A 15,292-nucleotide genomic window follows, 5' to 3' on the forward strand; every position below is an offset into this window, starting at 1 on the left:
ATGAGACTGAAACTCGTACCCGAAAACACCTCGTTCGATTTTTTCAGCCGCTGGCAGCTGTGGCTGGGCATCTCGGGCCTGATGATGGTTATCGCATTCGCCTCGTTCATGCTGCAGGGTTTGAACTTCGGGATCGACTTCCGGGGCGGTACCACGATCCGGACGCAGAGCACGCAGGAACTGGACGTCGGAGTTTATCGCGACGCCATTGCGCCGCTGGGCCTCGGGGATGTCACCATCACCGAGATCTTCGACCCGACGTTCGGGCCTGATGAGAACGTGGCCATGATCCGCATTCAAGCGCAGGACGGTGCCGAGTCTGTCACGGCCGACACCATCGCGGCAGTCGAAGGCGCCTTGCAGGCGGTAATCCCAGATATCCAGTTCGTTTCGGTGGAATCCGTGGGCCCGAAAGTCTCGGGCGAGCTGATCCAAACAGCTGTGATTGCTGTGGTTCTGGCGATCGGAGCGGTGCTGGTCTACATCTGGCTGCGGTTCGAATGGCAGTTTGCGCTGGGAGCGGTCGCCGCGCTGGTGCATGACGTGTTGCTGACGATCGGTATTTTTTCCGAGCTGCAGATCCGGTTCGACCTCGCGATTATCGCCGCGCTTCTGACAATCGTCGGTTACTCGCTGAACGATACTGTGGTCGTGTTCGACCGGGTGCGCGAGAACCTGCGAAAATACAAGAAGAAGGACCTGAAAGAAGTTCTGAACATCTCGATCAACGAAACGCTCAGCCGAACCGTCATGACGTCGGTCACCACGTTGCTGGCACTTGTCTCGCTGTATGTGCTCGGCGGCGACGTGATCCGCGGGTTCGTCTTCGCGATGATCTGGGGCGTGATCGTAGGGACCTATTCGTCGGTTTTCGTGGCCTCGACCATCCTGCTGTGGCTGGGGGTCAAACGCGATTGGTCCAAGCCATCGAACACGGCCGGCAACCAGTTTGCCAATATTGATGCCTGATGTGTTCGGCCAATCCCCAACGGGATTGGCCGTCATCATTTTTGCAGCCCTCGCGGGTGGAATCGTTCGAGGGTTTTCCGGGTTCGGCACCGCGCTGATCTTTCTGCCGCTGTCGACGCCTTATCTTGGTCCGTTCGGGGCTTTGATCGCGTTGACCTGCATGGATGTCTTCGGGCCACTTCCCAATCTGCGCCGCGCCTGGGTTGATGTCGACAAACGCGATCTCGTGCGACTTGTCGTCGGGTGTGCACTTTTGCTGCCGGTCGGACTGTCGATATTGACCCGAGTCCAGCCTGAGGTTTTTCGCTACGCCGTCAGCCTCGTGACCCTGTTCATGCTGGTCGTGCTGATTTCGGGGCTGCGGTACAACGGCGAAGTCCGGCGCAACATGGTAACTGCCATCGGCGCTGCGGCCGGCTTTTTGGGGGGCGTTGCAGGCATCCCGGGTCCGGCGGTAATCCTGTTCTACATGTCTCGCCCGTTGCCTGTGGCAGTTGTTCGGGCCACGATCCTGATGTTCCTTCTGGCCTTTGATTTTCTGATCTTCGGATATCTCGCTGCGTTCGGGCAATTGACCTGGTCAACGGTTGGGTTGGGGCTGGCGCTTGCCGTTCCGAATCTGGCAGGAAATTGGCTGGGCGGCTGGATGTTTCAGCCTGCCAGGGAACGGGTCTACCGCGTGATCGCGTATGCAGTCATCGCTGCTGCGGCCTTGTCGGGCTTGCCGCTTTGGGGATAGAAGATCACATGCGTCTGAACGAGATCACATATACCAACGCAGTTCCGATTGATGGCTATGGGCCGGGATTTTTTCGGATAGGCGGCGAGGTTCACGAAGGCAGTGTTCTGACAGGCCCCGGAGGGACCGGACCTTGGGGCGGTTTTGCGGACAGCGAGAGCCTTCTAGGGCTGGCCAATCAGGTTGACGTTCTGTTCATCGGCACCGGCGCTGATCTTTCTCACATACCATCTGATTTGCGGTCGACCCTCGAAGAGGCCGGCATCGGGGTCGAGATCATGAACTCGCCCGCCGCCTGCCGCACCTACAACGTGCTTTTGTCCGAGGGGCGCCGTATCGCTCTGGCCCTGTTGCCGGTCTGACCGCTTCATCTGACCCCTAACATCCCACCCCGCCAAAAGGCCCTGCGGCAAATCCGTCCTTTTTCCCCCGCAACCAATCGGATAAGCGGGTCTCATGACACTGACCGTGACCGACCTTGCCATCGCCCGAGGGGGTGTGCCCGTGCTCGAAGGCCTCAGTTTCGCGCTGCCCCCGGGCAAGGCGCTGATCCTGCGCGGCCCGAACGGGATCGGCAAGACCACCCTTCTGCGCACGCTGGCCGGGCTGCAACCGCCGCTCTCGGGCCGGATCGAGGGGGCCGAGGACCGGATCGCCTATGCCGCCCATTCCGACGGGCTGAAACCCACCCTGACCGTAACCGAGAACCTGACCTTCTGGGCCTCGGTCTTTGGCACGCGCGACATCCAGCCCGCGCTGGAGGCCTTTGCCCTGAGCGAACTGGCCGATCGTCACGCAGGCAACCTGTCGGCGGGTCAGAAACGCCGGCTGGGCCTTGCGCGGATGCTGGTGACCGGCCGCCCGATCTGGATGCTGGACGAACCCACCGTGTCACTTGACAAGACTGCCGTGGCAATGTTCGCCGATGCGGTGCGGGCGCATCTGGGGCAGGGCGGCTCGGCCCTGATTGCCACTCATATCGACCTGGGTCTCGATGGTGAGGTCCTGGATGTCGGCCCCAACAAGGCGCGCCCGAAGGCGCTGGATGACTTCGACGGAGGCTTCCTGTGATCGCCCTGCTGTTGCGTGACCTGAAACTGTCCTTCCGCGCGGGCGGAGGGTTCGGCCTCGGGCTGGCCTTCTTCCTGATCGTCACCGTTCTGGTGCCGTTTTCGGTGGGTCCGCAATCCTCGCTGTTGGCGACCATCGCGCCGGGGGTGCTGTGGCTGGGCGCATTGCTGGCCTGCCTGCTGTCGCTGGATCGCCTGCTGGCACTGGATTGGGAGGATGGGTCGCTCGATCTGCTGGCCACCGCGCCGCTGCCGCTGGAATCGGTGGTCACGATCAAGGCGCTGGCGCATTGGATCACCACCGGCCTGCCGCTGGTGCTGGCCGCGCCGGTGCTGGGTGTGCTGCTGAACCTGCCCGGCCCCGGTTTTGGCTGGCTGGTCGTCTCGCTGCTGATCGGCACGCCCGCGCTCAGCGTGATCGGCACCTTTGGCGCAGCCCTGACCGTGGGGCTCAAGCGCGGCGGCCTGCTGCTGTCGCTGCTGGTGCTGCCGCTATATGTGCCCACGCTGATCTTCGGGGCCGAGGTCGCGCGCCGTGGTGCCACCGGGATGGAGGTCCAGACCCCGCTGCTGATGCTGGCCGGGATCACCGCCGCCACGGTCGCCCTTCTGCCTTTTGCCAGCGCGGCGGTGCTGCGCATCAACCTCAGATGATTGGGGCACGTTGACCGATGTCAATTGAGAACGCCCCCGACTCGGACTAGATAAGGCCCATGTCGATAGCAGCCAAAGCCAACGCCCTGTGGGAATACGCCAACCCGCGCAAGTTCCTCGCCACCAGCGAGCGGGTCCTGCCGTTCTTCTGGATCAGCTCGGCCCTGTTTCTGGTCGTCGGGCTGGTGTGGGGGTTCTTCTTCACGCCGGATGACTACAAGCAGGGGTCTACCGTCAAGATCATCTACCTGCATGTGCCATCGGCGCTGATGGCCATCAATTGCTGGCTGATGATGCTGGTCACCTCGCTGGTCTGGCTGGTGCGCAGGCACCATGTCAGTGCCCTTGCCGCACGCGCCGCAGCGCCGATCGGCATCGTGATGACCCTGATCGCGCTGGCCACCGGCGCCATCTGGGGGCAGCCCATGTGGGGCACCTGGTGGGCCTGGGATCCGCGCCTGACCTCGTTCCTGATCCTGTTCCTGTTCTATCTGGGCTACATCGCCCTGTGGGAGGCGATCGAAGACCCCGACACGGCGGCGGACCTGACCTCGGTCCTGTGCATCGTGGGCTCGGTCTTTGCCATTCTCAGCCGCTATGCGGTGAATTTCTGGAACCAAGGCCTGCATCAGGGCGCATCGGTGATGCGTGCAGGTGCGATCACCGGCACGGACACCACCGAGAAGGTCAGCAACGTGTTCTTCTACCCGCTGCTGACCTGCATCATCGGCTTCGTGCTGCTGTTCATCGCGCTGGTCCTGTACCGGACCGGCACCGAAATCCGCGCGCGGCGCATCAAGGCGCTGCTGGCACGGGAAAGGGTTAACGGATGATGCCTGATCTGGGAAAATACGCCGAAACGGTTCTGTCCTCCTACGCGGCCTCGATCGTTTTGCTGGTGGCACTGGTGGTTTTCAGCATCCTGCGTGGTCGCAAGGTCCGGGCCGAGATGGAAAAGATCGAACAGAGGATGTCGCGCAATGGCTAAGATCTCGCCGTTGATGATTGCTCCACCACTGATTTTCGGAGCCTTTGCAGTGCTGGCTGCCATCGGCATGTTCCGCGAAGACCCCAACGCGCTGCCCTCGGCCCGCGAAGGCCAGCCCGCGCCGCCCGTTGTCCTGACCGAGTTTCCGGGCAAGCAGGGGTTCGACGACGCAACCCTGCGCGACGGCCAAGTCAAGCTGGTGAATTATTGGGCCAGCTGGTGTGCTCCCTGCCGGGCCGAGCATCCGAACCTTGAGCAACTGGCGCAGGAAGGTATTCCGGTCTACGGCATCAACTACAAGGACAAACTGGCGAATGCCGATGCGTTCCTGGCTGAGCTGGGCGATCCCTATGCCGCCATCGGGCGCGATGAAAATGGCCGCATGGGGTTGGACTGGGGCGTCTACGGCGTGCCCGAGACCTACGTGATCGACGGTGACGGCACGATCATCCTGCGGTTTGCCGGCCCGATCACCCAGCGCGTGATCGAGAGTACTATCCGACCCGCATTGGAAAAAGCCGCCGCGCAGTAACGCCGAGGCTAAAGGCGATACCCGCCAGAGACGGTCAGCACCTCTCCGGTGATGAAGGACGCGTCTTCGGATGCGAGGAAGCGAACTGCGCGCGCGATGTCTTCGGGGGTGCCAACACGCCCCAGCGCGGTGTTCTGAACGAACAAGTCGGTCAGATCGTCGGGTCTGGGGGCTTCGGGGATATTGATCGCTCCGGGCGCCACCGCGTTGACGCGAATGCCGTCCGGACCCAATTCTTTCGCCATGGCGCGGGTCCAAAGGTTCAGCGCAGCCTTGCTGGCCCCATAGGTCGCGGCGTCGCGCGGGGGAAGCTGGGCATTGACTGACGAGATACTGACGATCGACGCTCCCCGCCGAAGGTGAGGCAACGCGGCAGCCAGAAGCGCGGCCGGAACCAGCAGGTTGAGATCAAGAATAGCCCTGTGGTCCTTTCGGCTGAAGCTGTCCTTCGGCGTGGCCTGAACCAGCCCGGCATTGTTGATGATCACATCCAGCCGCCCGAACCTGTCGATGACGCGGCGCACCACGTCTTCGGGCTGACCTTCTTGCGTGAGATCGCGTTGCAGGGTCAGGGCCGGTCGGTCATCGGGCAAGGGCTGCGGTTCGGTCCTGTGCCACGTCAGGGCGACGCGATGATCCACGGCCAGATCAACCGCGATGGCCCGGCCAATTCCGCGAGCACCACCAGTTATCAAGGCAACTTTTTCCATGTCCCCAGCAGACCGCTTATCTGCACGGAACACAACGCGATAGTGGCCAGACCTGAAACGAAAAAGGGCGCCCGTTCGGGGCGCCCTTGCGTTCTTGGCTTTGTGCCGGCTTAGCTGGCCTTGGCCAGGTTCCGCAGCACATAGTGCAGCACGCCGCCGTTTTCGATGTATTCGATCTCGGGTGCGGTATCGATGCGGCACTTGAGCGTGATGGTCTTCTCGGTCCCGTCTGCGTAGGTGATGGTGCATGGCAACTCTTGCAGCGGCTGGATCGTGTCCAGACCGTGGATCGAGAAGGTCTCGTCGCCTTTCAAGCCCAGCGTCTTGCGGTTGTCGCCGGCGGTGAACTCGAACGGGATGACGCCCATGCCCACCAGGTTCGAGCGGTGGATACGCTCGAAGCTTTCTGCGATCACGGCCTTGACACCCAGCAGCGCGGTGCCCTTGGCCGCCCAGTCCCGCGAGGAACCGGCGCCATACTGCTCGCCACCGATCACGACCAGCGGAGTGCCTTCAGCCTGATAGGCCATCGATGCGTCATAGATCGAGGTCTGCTGACCATCGGGGCCTTTGGTGTAACCACCCTCGACGCCGTCCAGCATCTCGTTCTTGATGCGGATGTTGGCGAAGGTGCCGCGCATCATGACCTCGTGGTTGCCACGGCGCGACCCGTACGAGTTGAACTCGCGCGGTTGCACCTGGCGCTCCAGCAGGTATTTGCCCGCGGGGCTGGTGGTTGCAAACGAACCAGCCGGCGAGATGTGGTCGGTGGTGACCATGTCGCCCAGAATGGCAAGAACCTTGGCGCCTTCGATGTTCGAGATGGTGCCCGGCTGTGCCCCCATACCCTGGAAGTAGGGCGGGTTCTGGATATAGGTCGACGTCGGCGGCCAGTCATAGGTCTCGGCATCGGTGGTTTCGACCGATTGCCATTTCTCGTCGCCCTTGAAGACATCAGCGTATTTCGACTGGAATGCCTCGCGGGTTACGGTTGCCTCGACCAGTTCGGCGATCTCTTTCTGGGTCGGCCAGATGTCTTTCATGTAGACGTCGTTGCCGTCCTTGTCCTGACCGATCGGTTCCGAGGTCAGGTCGATGTCCAGCGTGCCGGCCAGCGCATAGACAACCACCAGCGGCGGCGAAGCCAGGTAGTTGGCGCGCACGTCGGGCGAGATCCGGCCTTCGAAGTTGCGGTTGCCCGACAGGACCGAGGTCGCCACAAGGTCGCCCTCGGCGATGGCTTCCGAGATCTCTTTCTGGATCGGGCCCGAGTTGCCGATGCAGGTGGTGCAGCCATAACCAACGAGGTTGAAGCCGATCTTGTCCAGATCTTCCTGCAGGCCAGCGGCCTCAAGATATGCGGATACGACCTGCGATCCCGGGGCCAGAGAGGTTTTGACCCACGGTTGGCGGTTCAGGCCCAAAGCCGCCGCCTTGCGTGCGACAAGGCCCGCACCGATCATCACATAGGGGTTCGAGGTGTTGGTGCACGACGTGATCGAAGCGATCACGACCTTGCCCGATTCCATGGTGTAGTCTTCGCCTTTGACCGGCACTTCCTTGCCCATCGGGCGCTTGAAAGTGTTTTCCATTTCCTGGCGGAAGGCAGCCTTGGCGTTGGTCAGGGGCACATAGTCCTGCGGACGCTTGGGACCCGAGATCGCCGGAACGATGGTGCTCATGTCCAGCGTCAGGGTGTCGGTGTAGACCGGGGCATAGTTCTCGTCGCGCCAGAAACCGTTTTCCTTGGCGTAGGCTTCGACCAGCGCGATGCGGTCCTCGTCACGGCCAGTGTTGCGCAGGTAGCGCAGGGTTTCGTTGTCGATCGGGAAAAAGCCGCAGGTCGCGCCGTATTCGGGCGCCATGTTGGCGATGGTTGCACGGTCGGCCAGCGGCAGACGGTCCAGGCCTTCGCCGTAGAATTCAACGAACTTGCCCACCACGCCCTTGGCGCGCAGCATCTCCACGACCTTCAGAACCAGGTCGGTGCCGGTGGTGCCTTCGACCATCTCGCCGGTCAATTCGAACCCGATCACTTCGGGGATCAGCATCGAGATCGGCTGACCCAGCATCGCGGCCTCGGCCTCGATCCCGCCAACGCCCCAGCCCAGAACGGCCATGCCGTTGACCATGGTGGTGTGGCTGTCGGTGCCGACCAGCGTGTCGGGATATGCGACTTCTTCGCCGTTCTGGTCGGTGTCGGTCCAGACGGTCTGGGCCAGGTATTCCAGGTTCACCTGGTGGCAGATGCCGGTGCCCGGCGGTACCACGCGGAAGTTGTTGAACGCGCTCTGGCCCCATTTCAGGAACTGGTAGCGCTCCATGTTGCGCTCGTATTCGCGGTCCACGTTCATCTGGAAGGCGCGCGGGTTGCCAAATTCATCGATCATGACCGAGTGGTCGATGACCAGATCGACGGGGTTCAGCGGATTGATCTTCTGCGGATCGCCCCCCAGCGCCTTGATGCCGTCGCGCATCGCGGCCAGGTCGACAACGGCCGGAACGCCCGTGAAGTCCTGCATCAGCACGCGGGCAGGGCGATAAGCGATCTCGCGCGGGTTCTTCCCGTTGTTGGCACCCCATTCGGCAAAGGCCTTGATGTCATCGACCGAGACCGAAAAACCGCCGTCCTCGAACCGCAGCATGTTTTCCAGCACCACTTTCAGCGCGGCGGGAAGCTTGGAGAAATCGCCCAGGCCGGCCTCTTGCGCGGCGGGGATCGAGTAATACGAGATGGACTTGCCATTCACGCTCAGGCTGCGGCGTGTCTTGGCGGTATCCTGTCCGACTTTGATGGGCATCTGTGGCCTCCCTCTCAAATGACGTGGAATTGGGATTCGCTGAGCGGTATCTGCATCACCAAGGCCTGCGGTTCAAGGTCCAACAGGGCGGGTGCGGCAATTTTTGTATACCATTGCACACATTTTTGCGGATTGCCGCCGAAACCTGTCTCAAGAAACCTTGATTGGCGCTTGATCCGGTGGCGGAGTACACCGGTGCTTGCAGGCTCCTCAAACCGAGAGTGAAATGAAAAGATCAGCCCTGACCACATTTCTTGCGTCCGTGTTCCTGTCGGCGTCTTCGGCCTGGGCGGACGGCCCGGTAGTAGTCGAATTGTTTACCTCGCAGGGGTGTTCGTCCTGTCCGCCGGCAGATGCGATCATGCACGATCTCGCCATGCGCGACGACGTGATCGGCTTGGCGCTGCACGTGGACTATTGGGACTACATCGGTTGGAAGGACGAGTATGCCGATCCGGCGCATACGGACCGTCAACGAGCGTATGCGCGGCGCGGCGGCCGTTCGATGATCTATACCCCTCAGATGGTGATCAACGGACAGCAGGATGTCGTTGGCGCCAAATCCCGTGACTTGAACCGTTTGATCGACGCGCATTTGACCGCTGCGCCCACCGCGTCGGTTTCGGCGCAGAGGTCCGGGAACACGGTTACGGTCCGCGTTGCCCCGGTCGATCTCGCCGCCGCGGAAAACTATGACGTGGTGGTCGTACAATACACGCCGTTGCGCCACGCATCGATTCGACGGGGTGAATTGGCCGGACACGATCTGGACTACGCGAATGTCGTTGAGGAATGGCACAATGCGGGCGGATGGAGCGGGTCGGCTGAACAGGATTTTCAGATCGAACTGTCTTCGGACCTGCCTGCGGTGGTTCTGATTCAGGGCACCGGCAATGGCCCGATCATCGCCTCAACAAGGGTGAAGTAGAGGGCGGCTCAGGGCATGTCCTGAGGCTGCACACCCAGCCCATTCCAGGCTTTCCACCGTCGGTGAATCCAGAACCATTGGCCCATGTGTTTCCGCACCATGCCTTCCAGGTCATCGTTGATGAACTGGGTCATGGTCTTGGGGTCCGTATGCGGCACCGGATCATGCAAAACGATCTCGAAATCGATACCGTTGGCTTGGCGCACCGCATAGCAAGGAATGAGAACGGCATCGTATTTCATTGCCAATTCCGCGTTCAATACCGACGTGACTGCGGGTTTGCCAAAAAACGTCAATTCTTCACCGCCATGGGCGTGCAGGTCCGATACGATGGCGATGATGCCGCCCTTTTTGAGGGACCGAACCATTTCCACCATGCCGCGCCGACCTTGTTCGAACATCGGCTCGCCGGTTTTGTGGAAGGCGTCGACATACATCTCGTTGAAATACGGATTGGCCATGCGGCGGTACAGGCAGCCAATCGGCTTGCCGCTGCGCGCCTGCAAAGCGATCCGCGCAGCAAGGTAGTGGCCGAAATGTGCGGTGATCATCATCACCGGCCGACCTTCGGCCACCGCTTGTTCAAAGGCGGCGATTCCTGAACCTGATACTTTTGCGTTCTTCTGCCGTTCAGTGAAATCCTCGGGCGAGAAGTGTTCCATAATCGCGCGGCCTGCGTTGTCGGGCACCGCACGGCAAATGCGTTTGACTTCGGCTTCAGGCAGGTCAGGGCAGGTCAGTTTCAGGTTGCTTCGCACACGTTTGGTGAACCCAACCGCCGGGGCCAACCCGCGCACGATCGCCCCCATCGTCGCAATGCGCCGTTCATAGGGCAAAAGGCGCATTGCGCCGATCATGCCTTTCAGGAACAGGTTGGCGACATAGTATTGACCAAGCTCAAAGCGGCTCAGTTCCGACTTTTCGACGGGCATCGGGGGATCTCACCGGGTGTTGTGAATTGCGGATTCAGACATACAGCCGGCGCGCAACAACCACAAGCATTGTCCCGAGCCCTGGTTCTACGGCATCCGAGCCAGCGGCGGGCAGCCCTTAGTCCTCGTTGCCATCGGCGTCCGCTTCGACCAAGGTGATTGTGCCTGCGTCCACGAGTGTGCGGATCGCACCGACAATCTGGGTCATGGCCTCCTCTGCTTCGGCCTGCTTGACCTTGCCGCGTTCAGCAATTTCCTCGCGCAGGTTGTCGGCCATCCGTGCGGATATGTTGGACAGCAGATAGTCGACCGAGGCCTTGTCATCCTCGGTTCTTGCGCCAGCCAGAGCAGTTATCAAAACCGGCTGATCGACTTCGCGCAGGATGGCAGGCACATCCCGTGCAGCTATACGCGTGGCGATGTGCGCAAAGGTGAAGATGGACTTTCGAACAGCGCTGGCGAACTCAGTATCCTCCTCATCGAGCGCGTCCAGCAGTCCGTCACGCGTGGATGGGGGGGATTGGTTCAAGATCGCCCCGACGCGCGTGTCGGGTGAATCGGTGAAGGCCGGAACTGGGCGTTGATCGAGTTGCGCGGCCAGGGACCAGCCGATCCGCTCCACCGCCTCGGGCGTCACGTTGGCGGTTTTTGATACGGCATAGGTTATCCGTCTGGCCACCGGCCCGGGCAATTGCGCCAACAACTGTGCTGCCTTCGCCGTATCCAGCTTGGATAGCATGACGGCTGCAACTTCGGTGCTTTCGGCCTGAGCCATACGCGCAAGGTCTTCGGCAGGGGTGTCACGCAGGCGCAGCCATGGATCGCCGACCTGGCGCACACCCGCGACCTTGCGCAGCCGGGCGGCGGTCGCCGGGGCAATCTTGCCATTTACTGCGTCAAGCGCCCCAGCCAAGCCGTGCGGGAAGGCAAGTCCGACGCTGTCCAGCGCATCTGCGAATTCTTGCGCGACCGCAGCGAGGGTTACACGGTCAACCAGCCCCATCCGGCCCAGTTGGAGGGTCAGCCGTTCCTGCAGTTCGTCGGGCAACTCCTCCAACGGAAGATCGGCCCCCTCGTTCAACAGCAGGCGTACGATGATGGCGGCCTTCTGACCGGGCGTGAGTTGGCGAGGTATGACGCGAGGGGCGTCATCCGTCTGTTTCTCGGCCGGAGCAGAATTGCCCGGCGCGGTCTGTACCAAAGCATGTGAATCTTGCATCTGCCTGCGGTGTCAATTTTTGTTCCGCAGGCAGACTAGCGAGAGTCGAGTAAAGAAAGACTGAACCTAGTAGCTGTAAGTCAGCCCCGTGCGGATCGCCTCGCGCAGAGACGCTTCGGCCCAGGTGCCTTCGCCTCCGCGTGCCTTGATCTCGCGCCATTGCGCGATGGCCAGTTCGGTTTTCCCTTCGGTGACATATCCCTGACCCATGTAGCTGCGGGCCAGAATGTTGTCAGGATTGGTTTTGATTGCGCGTTGGTAATAGGTGTTGGCCAGCTCGGCTTCGCCCATTTTGCGGTAGGTGAAGCCCCAATACGTCAAAACGCGATCATCGTCTTGATCCATGACCCGCAACACGTTCTGCGCATTTTCGAACTGGCCGTCATAAGCAAGCTCGCGCACGGCCTGATACAATTGCTCTTCGCTGAAATTGGTCTTGTTCGGTTTGACGCACCGGCCGGCTGCTTCGTCATAGACGCGGCCGAACAGGCATTTCTTGGTGGTATTCGTCGGTTTTGGGGGGCTGCTGTCACCGCCGGCGGCACTGACCGCGGGGGCAAAGGCAAAGGTCTGCAGGGCTAGTGCCGTGGCCATCAAAAGGCGCATTGTCCTACTCCGTTCCAAGGGCTGCTCGCAAGAAGCATAGTGCGTTCTTCAAAAAAGCTAACAGCCAATGGCTCGCTTTTATTCACAAGTAGGACAAGAAATCAGCTGCTGGCGTTTTTCACGCAGCTTTCCGAGGCCGAATCCCAAGTCGTACCGGGCGCACAGGATTGCGATTGCTTGCTGTGGCCTTGGCATGCGAAAGCGGACGAGGCGGACAGGGCAAGGGCCAGTGCGCAGAGGGTCGTGCGGATCATGGTGGGCTCTCCTTGAACGGAAATTGCCCACCCAGCATAGCCGATTTCCGATGTTTCCGCAAAAGACAGGGGCCCGGATCGCGCTGTGCGACCCGGGCCCCGAAAAAAGCCGTTCCTGCGTCGAGGGTTACTCGCCGAACACCCGCTCGAAGATCGTGTCGACATGTTTGGTGTGATAACCAAGGTCGAATTTTTCTTCGATCTCTTCCTTGCTCAGCGCCGCGGTCACGTCCGGGTCGGCCAGCAGTTCGGTTTTGAAGTCCTTGCCTTCTTCCCAGACCTTCATCGCGTTGCGCTGCACCAGGCGATAGGCGTCTTCGCGGCTGACGCCGGCCTGGGTCAGGGCCAGCAGCACGCGCTGGCTCATGACCAGACCGCGGAACTTGTTCATGTTGGCCAGCATGTTGTCCGGATAGACCACCAGCTTGTCGATCACCCCGGTCAGGCGCGACAGGGCGAAATCCAGGGTCACGGTGGCGTCGGGGCCGATGTTGCGCTCGACCGAGCTGTGGCTGATGTCGCGCTCGTGCCACAGGGCCACGTTCTCCATCGCCGGGATCACGGTCATGCGCACCAGCCGGGCCAGGCCGGTCAGGTTTTCGGTCAGCACCGGGTTACGTTTGTGCGGCATCGCCGACGAGCCCTTCTGGCCTTTGGAAAAGAACTCCTCGGCCTCCAGAACCTCGGTGCGCTGCATGTGGCGGATTTCGATGGCGATGTTCTCGATGCTGCTGGCGATCACGCCCAGCGTGGCAAAGAAGGCCGCGTGGCGATCGCGCGGGATGACCTGCGTGCTGATCGGCTCGGGCACCAGGCCCAGCTTTTCGCAGACATGCTCTTCGACGCGGGGGTCGATATTGGCGAAGGTGCCGACCGCGCCGCTGATGGCGCCGGTGGCGATCTCGGCGCGGGCGTCGCGCATCCGCGACAGGTTGCGGTCCATCTCGGCGTAGAAGCGCGCGAAGGTCAGGCCCATGGTGGTGGGTTCGGCATGAATGCCGTGGCTGCGGCCGATGCGGACAGTGTCCTTGTGCTCGTAGGCGCGGCGCTTGAGCGCGGCCAGCAAGCCTTCGAGATCGGCGATCAGGATGTCGGCGGCGCGGGTCAGTTGCACGTTGAAGCAGGTATCCAGCACGTCCGAGCTGGTCATGCCCTGGTGGACAAAGCGGGCCTCATCGCTGCCGACATGCTCGGCCAGATGGGTCAGAAAGGCGATGACGTCATGCTTGGTGACGGCCTCGATCTCGTCGATGCGGGCCACGTCGAATTCCACGTCCTTGGCCTTCCAGACGGCCTCGGCGTTTTCGCGCGGGATGACGCCCAGATCGGCCATCGCGTCGCAGGCATGGGCCTCGATCTCGTACCAGATGCGGAACTTGGTCTCGGGCGACCAGACGGCAACCATTTCGGGGCGGGAATAGCGGGGAATCATGGGCGGCGGCACCTTTTTCGGTTGGCAATGGGTGTTGGCGCGGGTGATAGACTCGCCGGACCGTTGGGACAAGGCAGGAGACGCGGGATGAGACGGTTTGCCCTGATTTTGTTGGTTTGGCCCGAAATTCTGGCGGCCGACACGTTCCTACCGCTGACGGGCGCGCAGATTCTCGACGCCCTGTCAGGCCGGATGCTGGCCTATGACAACGGAGCCACACAGGTCTTCGAGCCGTCTATGGCCACGCAGTATTTCTCGGGTCGACCCAGCTCGGGGCGCTGGGCGGTGCGGGATGACCGATATTGTTCGATCTGGCCACCGTCTGACTTTTGGGCCTGTTACGATGTTCAGTCGGACGGTACGCGGATCCGATTTGTGGGAGAGGCCGGCGATGCGACAGTCGGCGTGTATGCAGACTAGGCGGCAACGCAGGTCGGGCGGGCCCCTGAGCAATACTCTTTAAAAACTGGACAAGCGCGGGTTGCATCGCTCATCCTCGGGACGATGACACCAACAAATAGAGATATCAGCTTGTTTAAGAAAAACCTTTTTGCCATCGGCGCGGCTTTTTGGGTCGGGATGGCGGGTGCGGGGCTGAGCGATACGCCGGTCACCTACACCGAAGGGGGGCGTGCGCTGTTTCAGTTCGATGTCCCGGATTTCTGGATGCTGCGCACGGGCGGCCCACGCGATCTTGAGGATACACAACTGGGCGATACCCGGTCCGTAAGCCGGGTGATGGCTGCGCGCCCGGTCACAGATGACTCGGTCTGGATCGGGTTCGTTTCGCCGTTCGGCGTTGCCAGCATCGAGGACGGGGTCCGTTACTTGCAGGATGTCGACAAGTTTCTGGTGAAAAACCCAGAGGTGACAAGTGATGCGAACATGCGCATCGGCGGTTTGCCGGCCCGGGTCATTCGCGGCACCGGCACCCGTGACGGGCGCGGGATCAACTTCACCGCGACGGTAATCGACCTGCCGCGCAACCGTGTTGCGGTTGTGGTGACCATCCTGCGCGACGGTGCAGATCCTGGCTATGTCGAGGATCTGAATGCCATCTTCGCGTCATTCCGGTCAGTGCAGTGAGGGCGTGAAAATGGCAGGAACATTTTTGAAGCGATCCGTCATCGTTCTGGGGCTTGGGGCCGGGGGATTCACCCTCTCGGGCTGTGAAGGCGTCACGGTCGGTGTAGGATACGGATATGACCCGTTCTATGACTCGATGCTGTGGAACGACTATTACCGCAACGTGAATGTCGACATTGACGTGGACCGCCCACCGCCGCCGGGTAAACCGCCGGGTGGAAAACCGCCGCCCAAACCCAAGCCGCCAATTGCGAAACCGCCTGCGCGGCCCAAACCTCCGATCGCCAAGCCGCCGGCGCGTCCTCGACCGCCCGTGGCCCGCCCACCAGCGGCACGGCCCCCGATCCACAGGCCTGCGCCTCGGCGATAGGT

At 61.6% G+C, this 15,292-nt stretch carries 19 protein-coding genes; 12 read left to right on the forward strand and 7 right to left on the reverse strand.

Translation table 11 applies throughout. From position 1 onward, the window contains the following. From secF to ACR3EL_RS06085, 8 genes are all read left to right on the forward strand, one after another. Positions 1 to 969, forward strand: coding sequence for a protein translocase subunit SecF (gene secF / locus ACR3EL_RS06050; protein WP_170338011.1), 969 nt, complete (start codon positions 1 to 3; stop codon positions 967 to 969). Beyond that, positions 962 to 1,708: a TSUP family transporter gene (locus ACR3EL_RS06055; protein ID WP_480720815.1), complete on the forward strand. Its 747-nt coding sequence runs from the start codon at positions 962 to 964 to the stop codon at positions 1,706 to 1,708. Before secF ends, ACR3EL_RS06055 begins: the two co-directional genes overlap by 8 nt. A gap of 8 nt (positions 1,709 to 1,716) precedes the next feature. After that, entirely contained in the window at positions 1,717 to 2,070 is a 354-nt protein-coding gene (locus tag ACR3EL_RS06060) for an Mth938-like domain-containing protein (protein ID WP_170338015.1), read from the forward strand. A 94-nt stretch (positions 2,071 to 2,164) separates the two neighbouring features. Then, the gene (gene ccmA, locus ACR3EL_RS06065; protein ID WP_480720818.1) at positions 2,165 to 2,779 is read left to right on the forward strand and encodes a heme ABC exporter ATP-binding protein CcmA; all 615 of its coding nucleotides are present in this window, start codon (positions 2,165 to 2,167) and stop codon (positions 2,777 to 2,779) included. Continuing rightward, positions 2,776 to 3,432: a heme exporter protein CcmB gene (ccmB, locus tag ACR3EL_RS06070; protein WP_093962439.1), complete on the forward strand. Its 657-nt coding sequence runs from the start codon at positions 2,776 to 2,778 to the stop codon at positions 3,430 to 3,432. Before ccmA ends, ccmB begins: the two co-directional genes overlap by 4 nt. A 59-nt stretch (positions 3,433 to 3,491) precedes the next feature. After that, positions 3,492 to 4,265: a heme ABC transporter permease gene (locus ACR3EL_RS06075; RefSeq protein ID WP_005982368.1), complete on the forward strand. Its 774-nt coding sequence runs from the start codon at positions 3,492 to 3,494 to the stop codon at positions 4,263 to 4,265. Continuing rightward, positions 4,262 to 4,420, forward strand: a complete 159-nt coding sequence (gene ccmD, locus ACR3EL_RS06080) for a heme exporter protein CcmD (protein ID WP_005982370.1) — start codon at positions 4,262 to 4,264, stop codon at positions 4,418 to 4,420. Before ACR3EL_RS06075 ends, ccmD begins: the two co-directional genes overlap by 4 nt. Beyond that, positions 4,413 to 4,952, forward strand: coding sequence for a DsbE family thiol:disulfide interchange protein (locus ACR3EL_RS06085; protein WP_093962437.1), 540 nt, complete (start codon positions 4,413 to 4,415; stop codon positions 4,950 to 4,952). Before ccmD ends, ACR3EL_RS06085 begins: the two co-directional genes overlap by 8 nt. 8 nt (positions 4,953 to 4,960) lie before the next feature. On the opposite strand, the gene ACR3EL_RS06090 is transcribed toward ACR3EL_RS06085, so the two are convergent. Beyond that, on the reverse strand, positions 4,961 to 5,662 hold the full coding sequence (locus ACR3EL_RS06090; RefSeq protein ID WP_480720821.1) for an SDR family NAD(P)-dependent oxidoreductase: 702 nt from the start codon (positions 5,660 to 5,662) through the stop codon (positions 4,961 to 4,963). Between the two features lie 110 nt (positions 5,663 to 5,772). Then, positions 5,773 to 8,463 carry an aconitate hydratase AcnA gene (gene acnA / locus ACR3EL_RS06095; protein ID WP_170338022.1) on the reverse strand — a complete coding sequence of 897 codons (2,691 nt, stop codon included), beginning with the start codon at positions 8,461 to 8,463 and terminating at the stop codon, positions 5,773 to 5,775. A 226-nt stretch (positions 8,464 to 8,689) separates the two neighbouring features. Here acnA and ACR3EL_RS06100 point away from each other — a divergent pair, with 226 nt between their 5' ends. Then, positions 8,690 to 9,391, forward strand: coding sequence for a DUF1223 domain-containing protein (locus ACR3EL_RS06100; protein ID WP_170338024.1), 702 nt, complete (start codon positions 8,690 to 8,692; stop codon positions 9,389 to 9,391). 8 nt (positions 9,392 to 9,399) lie between these two features. On the opposite strand, the gene ACR3EL_RS06105 is transcribed toward ACR3EL_RS06100, so the two are convergent. The 5 genes from ACR3EL_RS06105 to purB all read right to left on the reverse strand — a co-directional run bounded on the left by ACR3EL_RS06105 (position 9,400) and on the right by purB (position 13,834). Continuing rightward, positions 9,400 to 10,323, reverse strand: a complete 924-nt coding sequence (locus ACR3EL_RS06105) for a lysophospholipid acyltransferase family protein (protein ID WP_170338026.1) — start codon at positions 10,321 to 10,323, stop codon at positions 9,400 to 9,402. A gap of 118 nt (positions 10,324 to 10,441) precedes the next feature. Then, complete coding sequence (locus tag ACR3EL_RS06110) at positions 10,442 to 11,542, reverse strand: flagellar motor switch protein FliG (protein WP_170338027.1); 1,101 nt, start codon at positions 11,540 to 11,542, stop codon at positions 10,442 to 10,444. A 66-nt stretch (positions 11,543 to 11,608) separates the two neighbouring features. Next, entirely contained in the window at positions 11,609 to 12,148 is a 540-nt protein-coding gene (locus ACR3EL_RS06115) for a tetratricopeptide repeat protein (RefSeq protein WP_170338029.1), read from the reverse strand. 101 nt (positions 12,149 to 12,249) lie between these two features. After that, entirely contained in the window at positions 12,250 to 12,402 is a 153-nt protein-coding gene (locus ACR3EL_RS06120; RefSeq protein WP_141138470.1) for an adenylosuccinate lyase, read from the reverse strand. A gap of 127 nt (positions 12,403 to 12,529) precedes the next feature. Next, positions 12,530 to 13,834: an adenylosuccinate lyase gene (gene purB / locus ACR3EL_RS06125; RefSeq protein WP_170338031.1), complete on the reverse strand. Its 1,305-nt coding sequence runs from the start codon at positions 13,832 to 13,834 to the stop codon at positions 12,530 to 12,532. 87 nt (positions 13,835 to 13,921) lie between these two features. Between purB and ACR3EL_RS06130 the strand changes: the two genes are divergently transcribed. The 3 genes from ACR3EL_RS06130 (at position 13,922) to ACR3EL_RS06140 (ending at position 15,290) form a co-directional block, all read left to right on the forward strand. Further along, complete coding sequence (locus ACR3EL_RS06130; RefSeq protein WP_480720825.1) at positions 13,922 to 14,254, forward strand: hypothetical protein; 333 nt, start codon at positions 13,922 to 13,924, stop codon at positions 14,252 to 14,254. Positions 14,255 to 14,365: 111 nt separating this feature from the next. Continuing rightward, on the forward strand, positions 14,366 to 14,920 hold the full coding sequence (locus ACR3EL_RS06135; RefSeq protein ID WP_254428878.1) for a hypothetical protein: 555 nt from the start codon (positions 14,366 to 14,368) through the stop codon (positions 14,918 to 14,920). A 10-nt stretch (positions 14,921 to 14,930) separates the two neighbouring features. After that, entirely contained in the window at positions 14,931 to 15,290 is a 360-nt protein-coding gene (locus tag ACR3EL_RS06140; protein WP_170338034.1) for a hypothetical protein, read from the forward strand. Positions 15,291 to 15,292 lie beyond the last annotated feature (2 nt).

This window comes from Ruegeria sp. BJ3 (assembly GCF_056535665.1).

Coding starts and splice junctions, on each gene's coding strand:
- secF (WP_170338011.1), top strand. CDS start 1: ATGAGACTGAAACTCGTACCCGAAAACACCTCGTTCGATTTTTTCAGC.
- ACR3EL_RS06055 (WP_480720815.1), top strand. CDS start 962: ATGCCTGATGTGTTCGGCCAATCCCCAACGGGATTGGCCGTCATCATT.
- ACR3EL_RS06060 (WP_170338015.1), top strand. CDS start 1,717: ATGCGTCTGAACGAGATCACATATACCAACGCAGTTCCGATTGATGGC.
- ccmA (WP_480720818.1), top strand. CDS start 2,165: ATGACACTGACCGTGACCGACCTTGCCATCGCCCGAGGGGGTGTGCCC.
- ACR3EL_RS06075 (WP_005982368.1), top strand. CDS start 3,492: ATGTCGATAGCAGCCAAAGCCAACGCCCTGTGGGAATACGCCAACCCG.
- ccmD (WP_005982370.1), top strand. CDS start 4,262: ATGATGCCTGATCTGGGAAAATACGCCGAAACGGTTCTGTCCTCCTAC.
- ACR3EL_RS06085 (WP_093962437.1), top strand. CDS start 4,413: ATGGCTAAGATCTCGCCGTTGATGATTGCTCCACCACTGATTTTCGGA.
- ACR3EL_RS06090 (WP_480720821.1), bottom strand. CDS start 5,662: ATGGAAAAAGTTGCCTTGATAACTGGTGGTGCTCGCGGAATTGGCCGG.
- acnA (WP_170338022.1), bottom strand. CDS start 8,463: ATGCCCATCAAAGTCGGACAGGATACCGCCAAGACACGCCGCAGCCTG.
- ACR3EL_RS06100 (WP_170338024.1), top strand. CDS start 8,690: ATGAAAAGATCAGCCCTGACCACATTTCTTGCGTCCGTGTTCCTGTCG.
- ACR3EL_RS06105 (WP_170338026.1), bottom strand. CDS start 10,323: ATGCCCGTCGAAAAGTCGGAACTGAGCCGCTTTGAGCTTGGTCAATAC.
- ACR3EL_RS06110 (WP_170338027.1), bottom strand. CDS start 11,542: ATGCAAGATTCACATGCTTTGGTACAGACCGCGCCGGGCAATTCTGCT.
- ACR3EL_RS06115 (WP_170338029.1), bottom strand. CDS start 12,148: ATGCGCCTTTTGATGGCCACGGCACTAGCCCTGCAGACCTTTGCCTTT.
- ACR3EL_RS06120 (WP_141138470.1), bottom strand. CDS start 12,402: ATGATCCGCACGACCCTCTGCGCACTGGCCCTTGCCCTGTCCGCCTCG.
- purB (WP_170338031.1), bottom strand. CDS start 13,834: ATGATTCCCCGCTATTCCCGCCCCGAAATGGTTGCCGTCTGGTCGCCC.
- ACR3EL_RS06130 (WP_480720825.1), top strand. CDS start 13,922: ATGAGACGGTTTGCCCTGATTTTGTTGGTTTGGCCCGAAATTCTGGCG.
- ACR3EL_RS06140 (WP_170338034.1), top strand. CDS start 14,931: ATGGCAGGAACATTTTTGAAGCGATCCGTCATCGTTCTGGGGCTTGGG.